Consider the following 12,282-nt stretch of genomic DNA (forward strand, 5'->3'; position numbering starts at 1 on the left):
CTGAATCGGCGGTCGGGTCGAATTGATGTTTGGCCCTATTTTAACTTATATCGAAACTTATCCTTATCGTCGCCCTGGGCATCCTCATCTTCTTTTTCTTCGCTCTCTTCGTGGAACTCAACTGTTGTGTGACCGGTTATGTAATCAAACGGAGTGTAATGAGAGGTCGGAAGCTGCTTTCTTCTAAGGATCTTAACAGCTATAATTCCTAGCGCTGCAAAGACAAGAGCGTAAAATGCAAGAGCGCCGAAAAGTCCATAATTCATGGAAATATCCCCCAGAAAATGTCGTTATAAAGAATACGATCCAATGGAGGATAAGGTTTCAAAGTCGTTCGCTCAAATGCCCGCCGCTTTAATGCAGTTCGCGAATGCTGCGAACGATTTGCTGCCGAACTGCTCTTTGCGCGTAACCAGCCTTGTCGTCATGAATCGGTATTGTTCGGGGACCGGATGCACGGTTAATCGTTCGTCAGCCTCCGTAATGACCGATTCGTTTAAAAGCGCGTAACCGATGCCTGCTCGCACGCAATTCAGCATCGTATCCAGCGCGCTCACCTCGATCATATTGATAGAAGATATCCCCATGCTGTGAAGCCAATCCATGCTGGCGGCGCGAAACGGACAGCCTTTCGGAAAAACGATCCATGTCGCATTCGCAACGTCGGGAGGCGAAGGATTTCCATCGGCGTTGGTCAGCAGAATAACTTCGTCTTTCATTTCGTAGAAAACCTTTAATGGAGCGAGATCGAATTCTCCGGAGAAGAAAGCCCCGTCCAACTCGCGGTTCAGCACCTTCTCGTAATTAAGCGGCGATGTCCCGGTAACAAGCGACAGCGCAACTTCGGGGTATCTCGTTTGAAAATCGGATAACGCGCGAATAAAAGGAGGGGTGGACGCAACGGTTTCCACGACGCCGATCGCGAGCGGACCGCTCGGATGCTCAGGCTCCTGCACGGCCGTAACCGCTTCTTCGTACTTGAACAATATGTCGGCCGCATATTGGCTAAAGACGAGCCCTTTTTCCGTCGGCAAGACGCCTTTCGGAGTTCTGTGGAACAGCTGGACGCCCAGTTCCGTTTCCATTTTGCGAACTCGCATCGTAAGGTTCGATTGCACGTAATCCAGCTTTTCCGCCGCGCGGGTAATACTGCCTTCTTGCATAATGGCCATGAGTATTTTCAGATCGGTTAACTCCATAGGTTGCAACCTCCCCCACATAAAGGGATCAATAATATTGATGCCCCCATCTTTATTGATCATTTTACTGTATGGGGTATTCGAATTACAATCAGAACAAGAAATAAAAACGGTGCGGCGGGATACACAATACGATCCGCAGCATTGAACAACAACCAAGGATGGAGGTGTTGCCAACATGTCGGTAAAAATAAAGATTTATTCAGATTATGTGTGTCCCTTCTGCCTGCTGGCGGAAAATCCTCTTGAACAAGCGATCCATGGAAAAGAGGTAGAAGTGGAATGGATGCCGTATGAGCTGCGTCCTTCTCCTCAACAAACATTGAGGCCTGAAGGGGATTACTTGCAGAGTACCTGGAAACAATCGGTTTACCCGATGGCTGAACGAATGGGGGTTCCAATGACGCTGCCGCGCGTATCCCCGCAGCCGTATACTCATCTAGCGTTCGAGGGCTACCAGTATGCCAAGGAAAAGGGCAAAGCGAATGAATACAATGCCCGCATGTTTCGAGCCTTTTTTCAAGAAGAACGCGATATTGGAGACATTGAGGTGTTAACCGAATTAGCAGGCGATATAGGATTGGATCAAGCGGCGTACAAGGACGCCCTTGAAACAGGGAAATACAAAGAAGCGCATCAAAAAGCACTGGAACAGGCCTATCGTGAAAATATTACCTCGGTTCCGACTTTCGTTATTGGCGGCACTACAGTAGCAGGCGTTCGTTCAAAGGAAACCCTTGAGCAATTCATCAATGACGAAATCGAGAAACAGAAATCGAATCGCTTCCCGGAAGGACTGTCCTGCGGTATCGATGGCTGTAACTGAAAAAAACTAACCACAAAGGGATGATAACTATGACAACATTTACTCAAGTACAAACTCAACCGGATCCATACGCTCCTTTTCTTATTTCGCAGGCGATCAAAGCCAACGGATTCGTGTTCGTATCAGGCCAAGCCGCAATCGGCGATGATGGCAATCTCGTAGGAATCGGTGATTTCGACAAGCAGGCCGACCAGGCTTTCCGGAATTTGGATCGCGCGCTTAAGGCGGCCGGATCGGGACTCGACCGCGTCGTCAAAGTGACCATCTATTTAACGGCAATGTCCAACTTCGAAAAGCTCGTTGAACTTCGTCGCAAATGGTGGTCTCAGCCTTATCCGGCAGACACGCTCGTCGAGGTGTCCTCGCTCTATTCGTCCGATGCGATGATCGAAATCGATGCGATTGCGCTTGCCGACTGATCAAACGTCACTGTGGATTCATGTAAAACAAAGCCGTTCGTTAGAGCAGAAGATGTTCTGATGGACGGCTTTGTTGCGATTGTGACTGCGACAGACGAGTCCCGCAACGCTGCATCAAAGAGTGTATAAATTTCCTTGCGGCCGAACAATATTCCCTTCACTTGTCCAATCGATGCGGATACGATGAGGTTGTGTTGGGAAGGGACTGGTTCAACGCGAAAGGAGAGAGAAGAAATGAGCAAGTTCAAGTTGACGATACTGCTGCTGTCTCTGGCATTGCTGGTCGGAAGTCTGGCAGCGACGCCGATTGCGGCGGCATCGGCGGCCATAACGGTAAAGGCGGAGGTAACCCCCTCATCCGGAGAGGTTGTTGTAACCGGGACGATATCGTCAGGAGCTGGAACGGCGGTGACGGTGCAGGTCATCAACCCATCCGGGGGCATCGACTTCATGAATCAGAGCATTAGCGGGGATGGCGGACATTATCGCTTCTCGTACAGCCTGAATCGGAATTCGGAGGGCGTATATCATGTGCGGGCAGGAGGAACGGGCGTCGAGACACCCGCAACCACGCAGTTCACGTACAGAATCGGACAGAGTTCCGGGAACAGTGGCGGTGGAGGCGGAGGCGGAGGTGTCATCGTTACGCCTCCGAGCGGCAAAGGTACGACGGAATTGCGAGACGATGGCACGATTGAGGGCAAGCCTTACTACGATCCAGCCACAGGGCAGGCCATGCTGGGTCTGGATTCTGCGTTGCTGCAATCGGCTGTGAAACTGGCGAAATCAAATGTAAGCGGTGTCAAGGTGATTCCGATGGCTGTGCAAGGGGGGGAAGGCGACAGCAGCTATGTCCTGGAATGGCCTGTCTCGGCGTTGTCGGAGGTTGGCAAAGGCATCGTCTATAGACTGTCAACGGCAATCGGCGTCTTCGACCTTCCGGGCCACATGTTGCAAGGCGTTGTGAGCGGCGCCGAGACAATAGAGCTCGTAATCGCAGCGGCCGATTTGGACAGGATAGACCGTTCTCTTCAAGACGCAATAGGCGACAAGCCGATTATCCAAATCTATTTCAGATTGAATGGAGCAAGGCTGCCTTGGAGCAATACGCAAGCGCCGGTCACAATCTCGCTTCCGTACCAGCCGAATTCGGAAGAGAACGGCAACGAGGAACATCTCGTCGTATGGCATATCAATGAGGATGGCAATGTGCGGCCTGTCCCTAACGGCGGTTATGACGAAGCTTCCGGCAACGTCGTTTTCCGGACTGCGCATTTCAGCTATTATGCTGTCGCATACGTCACTAAGACATTCGCCGATATCACGCATCTGCCGTGGGCGAAGAAGTCCATTGAAGTGCTGGCTTCAAAGGGCGTCATTACCGGAACTTCGTCGACAGCATTCTCGCCAAGTCGTTCTATTACAAGAGCGGATTACATGCTGCTTCTTGTCCGGACACTGGAGCTGAATGCCGATACAAGCTCGGTGAAAGGATTCTCCGATGTCGCGCCGGGCTCCTATTACGAGGAAGGGATGGCCGTAGCGAAGGCGCTTGGCATTGCTCAAGGATTCAGCGATAACAGCTTCCGACCGAATGAGACGATATCGAGACAGGATATGATGGTGCTGACGGCACGCGCGCTGCAGCAATATGGACGACTGCAGGCTGCCGATTCAGCTGCCAGGTTAGACTCGTTCCAGGATCGGGATCTCATTGCCAAGTACGCTGTCCCTTATGTTGCCTCTTTAGTGAACGACGGCTTGATTGAAGGGTCTGACAAGGGTCGCCTGAATCCGGAGGGCTCAGCATCAAGAGCGGAAGCTGCCGTATTTCTATACCGGATTTATATGAAATGATGAGCGGGCGCTTTCATCAATTGTCATTTTAGCGGGGAGGTTATTCATTTTGAATGCTCGTAAGAAATCATTTTGGTTCAGATTGACAACGGCTTTATGTTTGGCGGCTATTAGTCTATCTTTGCTGGAGCCGTTAGCAGTGAACAATAAGGTATACGCCATGGACGATAACGCGGAGCTGAAGCTGTACGTATCGCCTGATGGCGACGACGGCAACAACGGTTCGATATCGGCTCCGTTTCGTACGCTTCTCAAGGCTCGCGACACGGTTCGCGGCTTGAATGACAATATGGCCGGAGACATTGTCGTATATCTGCGCGGCGGAGAGTATGCGATGCCGGAGAAGCTGATCTTCAATGAAGAGGATTCCGGTTCCAACGGTTACAATGTCGTCTATCGCAACTACCCTGGAGAGACGCCTGTCATTACCGGCGGGCAGAGGATCGAGGGCTGGGTAGAAGAGAACGGCATGTTGAAAGCGGATGCGACGGGCTTGAAATTTCGGGATTTGTGGGTAAATGGCCAGCGGGCGGTTCGCGCAAGATCCGAAGCATTCAAGATTGCAAGCTGGGATGAAAGCGCCAGATTGATCCATGTTCCTCTAGCCGCGGTATCCGCATGGGGGGACACGCTTGATCCTCAACTGGAAATTGTGGTCGTTCAGCACTGGGTGCGCTTCTATTCCCGGCTGGACAGCTTCGACAGACAGTCGGAACGAGTGTCGCTTGCGCTGATACCCGATGCCAGAGATAAAGTGTTCAATGCCCAATATCCGGACAAAGCGGCGAATCAAAGCTTCCACTTCGAAAATTCGCTTGCTTATTTGGATGAGCCGGGCGAATGGCTGCTGGATGAGGCGAATGGGGTTGTGTATTATATCCCGCTTGAGGGCGAAGACGTGAACACTCTGAATGCTCAGTTCGGCACGACGGAGACGTTCATCGACTTCAAGGGGATGAATAAGGATAATCGCGTTACGAATATGAAGCTGAGCGGTATTACGTTCCAATATACGAAGTACCAGTATCCACTGGATGTCAATCATGTCGTACCGGGTCAAGCCGGTCTGGCAGACGGCGTGTATGACGGATCGAAGCGGCAGCCGGCGGCCATTCAACTGGAAGCGGCGGACAATATTGTGCTTGAACGCAACGTCATCAGACATGCAGGCGCAACGGCTATCGACATTCGCGGGAGCTCTCGCAACAATGAGGTCGTCGGCAATGCCATTCTGGATATCGGCGGCAGCGGCATATCCGAAGGCTGGTTCTCCGAACCCGGGGCGCCGACGGCGGATCCTGCTCGCATTACGGAAGGCAACGTCATCCGGAACAACTACTTGAACGGCATCTCGCTTACTTCTTGCGGGGTCGGCATTGTATCGGGATACACCCGAGGTGTGCGGATCGAGCATAATGAAGTCGCCAATGCCGATTACAGCGGCATCTCGGTCGGTTGGGGCTGGACGGCTAACGCTACGTCGCTGCAAAACAACGTGATCCGGAACAATAATATTCATGGCGTCATGAAGCGGTTGGCCGACGGCGCAGCGATCTATACGCTTAGCAGAACGCCTGACAGCGAAATAAGCGGCAATTATATCCATGATATCGATAGCAGCGAATTCGCATCCAACTATCCGGTTGCTTCGATCTACCTGGATCAGGCCACTTGGGGCTACAAGATATTCAACAATGTGTTCCGGAGAGTCGGGCATACCTTCAACTTCAACATGTTGGAAGAGGGCGGCAATCAACTATACGATAATGAGTCGCAGAATGCCGCTATTATCGCGTCGGCTGGCTTGCAGCCGGAGTATTGGGATATCGTTCCTGGCGCAAACCTGCATCATGCAGGCGAGACGCTCACTGCCTCTGACTTCGGCAGCTATTGGATTAGCGGAAGCGTCGCAGGGACTGACATCGTCTCAGCTTCGATTATGAAAAACGACGAAGTGGTATGGAGCTCTGCAACAGGGGACGGAGGCTCGGCATATACGCTTGCCGTCGACGTTCGCCCTGGGGATGAAATTACTTTCCACGCGGACGGAGATGCGGCTTGGCATTCGCTGGTGAAGCCGGAATCATACACGCCAAGGCTTGCTATTGAAAGCGTTCAATTCGAGGGCCTGCAAGAGGGAAGAACCAAGTTCGATCATCTCAATAAAGTGGTCACCGTCATTACTCAGCCTGACGTAGATATGAGCAGGATTGAGCCGATCGTCCACACCCCGTATGGCACGATTCTGGAACAAGTAAGCGTCACGCCGGGCAGCGATTCCATGGAGCTGCAGTACAGAATATCGCTTGACAGCCAGACTCGTGACCCGGACTTCAAAGACGGCGTCAAAGTGAAATACTGGAAGGTCAAATTGCTGAGGGACAGCGATCTGCTCGATGTTACCGGCTTTAATGTACAGCATCAATTAACCGATGCCGACAATTGGGTGACGAACGGCGGCACCTCGACTGCCGGCCGCGGAAGCATGACTCTGGATGGCGGTTATACCTTCTATAGAGGGCAGGCGTTCACGAACGAGCTGTTGGAATTTAATATGAAAACGAATGCAGGCGCTTGGCCGAGCCTGGTGCTTCGCGCTCAGAACAGCAGCTCGGATCCGATCGGTACGAACAATGCGAGTTATCTGGTCGTCATTAAACCGGAAGGCATTGAATTGCAGCGGTTCAACGGCGGCAATCGTACGGTTTTCTACGGCAATATTGGAGGAGCTCCCAGTCTGTTCGGGGACATCATACCGAATGTGGCATTCGACTACGGCACCGAATACAATCTTGTGCAACTAGGCGCCATGGACGTGGACGGCGGCGTCAGGCTCCTGATGTATATCAACGGCAAGCTGGTGTTCGATTGCATCGACACGTTCGAAGGGAAAATCGAAGGAAACGGATATTTCGGCACTTATCAGGCAGGTACCGTGATCAAGCTGTCCCAAGCGCCGATTGCCGTATCGCTGAACGAACAAATCGGCGATTCCGACAATTGGCATGTAACCGGCGGCGCGAAGATGAGCACGGCGAGCGGAATTGAACTGAACGGAGGCTTCGCTTACTACGGCGCCGAGACGTTCGGAGACGGACTGCTGACGTTCAATATGCATACCAACGCCGGCGGCTGGCCAAGTCTGCTGTTCAGAACCCGCGATGGAGGCAGCGATCCGATCGGTCCGGATAACGATACCTACATCGTGGTCATCAAGCCGGAGGGCATTGAGCTGCAGCGGTTCAACGGCGGCACTCGAACGGTCTTCTACGGCAACATCGGAGGGACGCCAAGCGTATTCGGCGATATCATCCCGAATACGGCATTCGATTACGAGAGTCCGTACAATCAGATTAAACTGGGAGCAATGAATGTCGATGGCGGCGTCAGGCTCCTGATGTATATCAATGGCAAGCTGGCGTTCGATTGCGTGGATACGCTCGAAGATCGGATTGAGGAGGACGGTTACTTCGGCACCTATCAGGCGGGCAATGTCATCAAGCTGTCCCCGGCGCCGGTTGCCCTCTCGTTGAACGATGTGATCGGCGACGCAGACAATTGGCATATCTCCGGCGGCGCGAAGATGAGAACGGCAATCGGGTTGGAACTGAATGGCGGCTTCGCTTACTATGGCGCCAAGAAGTTCGGAGATGAGCTGCTGGAGTTCAATATGCATACCAACGCCGGCGGCTGGCCAAGTCTGTTGTTCAGAACCCGCGATGGAGGCAGCGACCCGATCGGTCCGGGTAACGACACTTACATCGTGGTCATCAAGCCGGAGGGCATTGAACTGCAGCGGTTCAACGGCGGCAAGCGAACGGTCTTCTACGGCAACATCGGAGGGACGCCGAGCGTATTCGGCGATATCATCCCGAATACGGCGTTCGATTACGAGAACCCGCATAATCGGGTTAAGCTGGGAGCTGTCAATGTCGAAGGAGGCGTTAGACTCCTGATGTACGTGAATGGGATGTTAATCTTCGATTGCGTCGATACGCTTGAAGACCGGATCGATGAGGAGGGTTACTTCGGTACTTACCAAGCGGGCAATGTCATCAAGCTGTCCAAACATTTCACGACCGGAGCAAGCGATGGAATCGACTTCCGGCCGCACCTTAAGACAGAGCTGGACAATGTGAAGCAGCTGTTGGACAGCGCGGAGATTGGTGACGGTCCAGGACAATACCCGGAGTGGGCTAAGGAATACCTGGAGCTTGTCACCGCCGTTATGACAGTCCTGCATGAGAATGAAGCTGCAACAGAAGCCGAGCTGCGGGAAGGTATCGTGTCGCTTAAATCCGCAATCGCTGTATTCGGCAAATCCCGGAATGTGCCCGAGAACGCGGCTCTTAACAAACCAACAACCAGCTCGGAGCAAGGCAACATCCTTGTCGGCCATGGACCGGATAAAGCGGTGGACGGGATTGTAGACTTCTCCAACGGTTGGAGCGCCGAATCGGCAGGCGGCAATTGGCCGGAGGAGGACCGGGTCGAGCCGTGGCTTGTCGTCGATCTCGGCTCGCCGCGCATCATCGAAGCAGTCGAAGTATTCGCAAGGCCCGCCGGAACATACGACGGAGAGAAGAAGACCTTCCAAATACAGGCATCCAACGATCCGGCATTCGGTGAAGGCAGCTATGCGGTGTTCGGCGGCGTGGGAACGGTTCCGTTCGAAGGAGAGAGCTGGCGACTTGAGGTCACGGACAACACGGCATATCGCTATATCCGCTATGCCAAGACAGCGATCGATTATGCCTTTGTATCCGAATTGAAGGTGTACAGCGCCAGACTGCCCGAGTCTTATTCAGTCAGCGGCACCATTCGCGGCGGCGCAGGTCAGACGATCGCGGGGGCGACTGTCGAACTGTATGCATTCGCCAATCAACAAGTTCCCGTAGGGAGGGCCACTTCAGGGCAAGACGGCAGTTATTCCATATCCTCCGATCACGGTGCCGGCAAGTATTGGCTTAAAGCGACTGGAGCAGATGGAGGCGAGTCTGCCAAAGTCATCTACATTCCATTCAATCATGTCTATGCCGACATGAACTTATCGCTGGAACAACTGGCTATTGGGCCGGTAACGTTCACCGATGCAGAGGGCAACGCAGTCGATCGGCTTATTGCCTCTGACTTCCTGTACGCCAGTATGACGGTAGAGAACCATCAATCGAATCCGCAAGACGTCGGCCTTATTATAGCCTTATTCTCGCCAAGCGGCAGACTGGCGGATATGGCTTATATAGAAGAACAAGTCCGAGCATTCGATAAGGTTGTATTCCGAGTCGGTCTTACATTGCCTGGTCAGATTGACGGCTATTATGCCAAAGTATTCATTTGGGATGGGTTGGACAGCATGCAGCCATTGACGGATGCCGTATTGTTCCCGTAATGCGTTTGATGTTCCAAGGCAAGATCAGCCTATTTATGAAAAGGAGAGGTGATCGGTATGAATGCAAAGTCAATTGGACGAAAGGTGATTTCGCTCTTCATCGCCATGTTGTTGCTTACATCTCTGTTAGCCATAACGGGACCGGCAAAAACCGCAGAGGCGACGCCTGCGTCAGTCACGTTGATTGCAGGCAATTCCGAATGGAAGTATCTGGACGACGGCAGCAATCAAGGCACAGCTTGGCGCGCCGCTTCGTTCAACGATTCGGGCTGGAACACGGCAGCAGGTCCGTTCGGCTATTCCGGCAATTATGCGCAAACGACCACAACGGCTTTTGGACCTATTAACGAAGTCATTTCCTACGGCCCAAGCAGCACCAGCAAATATGTAACGACCTACTTCCGCAACACGTTCACCATTGACGACAAAGATAATATCGCCAGCATAGCGGCGAACATCGGCATCGACGACGGCCTGGTCTTGTACGTGAATGGGCAGGAAGCGTATCGGCGCAATATGCCGAGCGGCACTGTGACGAATACGACATGGGCGAGCATCGCGCTTGGCGCTCCCGATTCGGTAACGGCAGATTTGACAACAGCGCTGCAAAGCGTGCTCCAGAACGGCGTCAACGTGATCGCAGCCGAGGTGCATCAGGCGACAGCAGGCAGTTCGGACCTCTACTTTGACATGAGCCTCACGCTTACTCCGTTGCCCTCCAGCGGCGTAACGGTCAGCCAATCCGGCATGGCGCAAGTGATCGGAACGGATATTCCGAACAACCAGTTGGCATTCAGGATGAGAGCGCTTGAGGGCTCCTTCACGATCCACAATGAGAATGAAGCTGCAAAAACCTTTACGGTAACGATCCGCAATGCAGATCCGGATTATATTACAGTCAGCGAAGGCACGATGCTGTCTAAAGGAACCAATTCCTTTGTATTCGAGCTCAATGTGCCTGCGGATGATTCGATTACGGTCCAGGTCGCGCCTTGGTATGAACCCGATCCCGATAATTTTTACTTCATCGCATGGAGCGACAATCAGGACGGCACCTCGCCATTCAAGAACAAATTGCTGGTCAAAGCCGAGCTCATCAATCCCGTCTTCTCGGTGAACGCAGGCGATGTGACGACAGGCACGCCGGGCACGATCGGCGGAGCGGGCAATGCGAACGAATACGGCTACCCGAATGATTACGTGAAGGACATCGATTATACGAAGTACTTGTCTCTGCTCGAGAACTATACAACGCCGATCTTCGAGGTGCCGGGCAACCACGATCTCGTCAGAGGGGGATGGGTCGATAGAAGCGACACCAGATACGGAATGGGCGAAGCGATGTGGAACAAGTATCTGGGGCCGACCACTTACAGCTTTGATGTCGGCAATACCCATTTCATGATGACGAACTTCCATTACGACATGCCGAACTGGACGAAGCGATGGGGCGGCAATCTCAATAACGGCTATTTAAAGATGGGAACCGTTGGTTATCTGACGACTACGCTGGCGAATGACGATGTCGGAGATGCGCTGTACAACTGGATGGATGCGACATTCGCGGCTGCAGCAGGCAAGACGAACCGGATTGCGGTATCGCACCATAACTTCAATATGTTCGTATCCGACGGCAATACGGTCGGGACGGCAAGAACTCTGTATTCCAATCATGATGTAAGCTACATGATCAGCGGGCACCAGCACAATTATCAAAGCAATGTGGATTCGGTGACCGGGATTCCCTATTTGGTTATCGGCACGGCGTCGCACAGCAATCCGGCGTTCGCGCTCGTACACGTCAACGGCTCGCAAATTACGCATCAGCATATGCTCGCGGACAATATCAATCTGACGATCAATTACAATAGCGCCAATAATGGAACGTTGACGACCAATACCGCCACGATTCAGAACAGCGGCTACAATATGCCGTTCGTCCGGCTGAAATTCAGAATGTCTAACGATCATGAGATTTATGAAGCAAAAGACGTGGCAACGGGAGCGACGATTCCTTCCTTCTCGAAGCGGTTCGACGACTACACCGTCGTCTATGTCGAGACCTCGATCGGCAACGGAGCTACTCGCAACGTCGAGGTTACGCCTGCAGCAGGCGGGAATGAAGTCAACGTGGCGCTGAACAAAACCGTCAGCACTTCGGATACGACGACTCCTTCGCCCGATTACGGTCCGCTGGAAGCTGTCGACGGCATCGGGGGACAATGGGATAACGGCTGGTCGCCTGTTACTTTCGAAGGAATCAGCCCGTGGCTGCAAGTCGATCTGGGCAATGCGTATGTGATCAAGCGCGTTCAAGTAGACGACCGGCCATACGACGGACAGGACGGCAGGCCTGATTGGAACGGTCCGCGCCGCAACTTCGAGATTCGCGCCTCCAACGATCCGAGCTTCGGTACTTATGCGGTATTGGGCTCGGTGGGCACCACGCCGTACTCGGGTTATGTGTGGAACCAGGCGGTATCGGATTCGAACGCCTACCGGTACATCCGATATGCGAGAACCGATACAGGGTACTCCTTCCTGTCCGAATTGAGCGTCTATTCGGAAGCAGATCCATCCGATTGAGGGGCG

7 protein-coding genes are annotated in these 12,282 nt (G+C 52.9%); 5 read left to right on the top strand and 2 right to left on the bottom strand.

Annotated features, from left to right (window positions below):
* Positions 1–35 precede the first annotated feature (35 nt).
* Both B0G52_RS14120 and B0G52_RS14125 read right to left on the bottom strand, forming a co-directional pair.
* Positions 36–266 (bottom strand): DUF3951 domain-containing protein, encoded by a 231-nt coding sequence (locus B0G52_RS14120; RefSeq protein ID WP_094045320.1) that lies wholly within the window; start codon positions 264–266, stop codon positions 36–38.
* Positions 267–338: 72 nt separating this feature from the next.
* Positions 339–1,199 (bottom strand): LysR family transcriptional regulator, encoded by an 861-nt coding sequence (locus tag B0G52_RS14125; protein ID WP_094045322.1) that lies wholly within the window; start codon positions 1,197–1,199, stop codon positions 339–341.
* A gap of 178 nt (positions 1,200–1,377) precedes the next feature.
* Here B0G52_RS14125 and B0G52_RS14130 point away from each other — a divergent pair, with 178 nt between their 5' ends.
* The 5 genes from B0G52_RS14130 (at position 1,378) to B0G52_RS14150 (ending at position 12,276) form a co-directional block, all read left to right on the top strand.
* The gene (locus tag B0G52_RS14130) at positions 1,378–2,025 is read left to right on the top strand and encodes a DsbA family oxidoreductase (RefSeq protein WP_094045324.1); all 648 of its coding nucleotides are present in this window, start codon (positions 1,378–1,380) and stop codon (positions 2,023–2,025) included.
* A 29-nt stretch (positions 2,026–2,054) separates the two neighbouring features.
* Positions 2,055–2,444 (top strand): RidA family protein, encoded by a 390-nt coding sequence (locus tag B0G52_RS14135; protein ID WP_094045326.1) that lies wholly within the window; start codon positions 2,055–2,057, stop codon positions 2,442–2,444.
* A gap of 234 nt (positions 2,445–2,678) precedes the next feature.
* Positions 2,679–4,301 carry an S-layer homology domain-containing protein gene (locus B0G52_RS14140; protein ID WP_158223709.1) on the top strand — a complete coding sequence of 541 codons (1,623 nt, stop codon included), beginning with the start codon at positions 2,679–2,681 and terminating at the stop codon, positions 4,299–4,301.
* Between the two features lie 139 nt (positions 4,302–4,440).
* Complete coding sequence (locus B0G52_RS14145; protein ID WP_094045330.1) at positions 4,441–9,690, top strand: discoidin domain-containing protein; 5,250 nt, start codon at positions 4,441–4,443, stop codon at positions 9,688–9,690.
* A gap of 57 nt (positions 9,691–9,747) precedes the next feature.
* Positions 9,748–12,276 carry a metallophosphoesterase gene (locus tag B0G52_RS14150; RefSeq protein WP_094045332.1) on the top strand — a complete coding sequence of 843 codons (2,529 nt, stop codon included), beginning with the start codon at positions 9,748–9,750 and terminating at the stop codon, positions 12,274–12,276.
* Positions 12,277–12,282 lie beyond the last annotated feature (6 nt).

It is taken from the genome of Cohnella sp. SGD-V74, from assembly GCF_003001675.1.
In the GTDB taxonomy this organism is placed as follows: domain Bacteria; phylum Bacillota; class Bacilli; order Paenibacillales; family Paenibacillaceae; genus Cohnella.

Bases quoted from the DNA above. Each gene is read 5' to 3' on its own strand.
- B0G52_RS14135 (WP_094045326.1), top strand. From the start codon at position 2,055: ATGACAACATTTACTCAAGTACAAACTCAACCGGATCCATACGCTCCT.
- B0G52_RS14140 (WP_158223709.1), top strand. From the start codon at position 2,679: ATGAGCAAGTTCAAGTTGACGATACTGCTGCTGTCTCTGGCATTGCTG.
- B0G52_RS14120 (WP_094045320.1), bottom strand. From the start codon at position 266: ATGAATTATGGACTTTTCGGCGCTCTTGCATTTTACGCTCTTGTCTTT.
- B0G52_RS14130 (WP_094045324.1), top strand. From the start codon at position 1,378: ATGTCGGTAAAAATAAAGATTTATTCAGATTATGTGTGTCCCTTCTGC.
- B0G52_RS14150 (WP_094045332.1), top strand. From the start codon at position 9,748: ATGAATGCAAAGTCAATTGGACGAAAGGTGATTTCGCTCTTCATCGCC.
- B0G52_RS14125 (WP_094045322.1), bottom strand. From the start codon at position 1,199: ATGGAGTTAACCGATCTGAAAATACTCATGGCCATTATGCAAGAAGGC.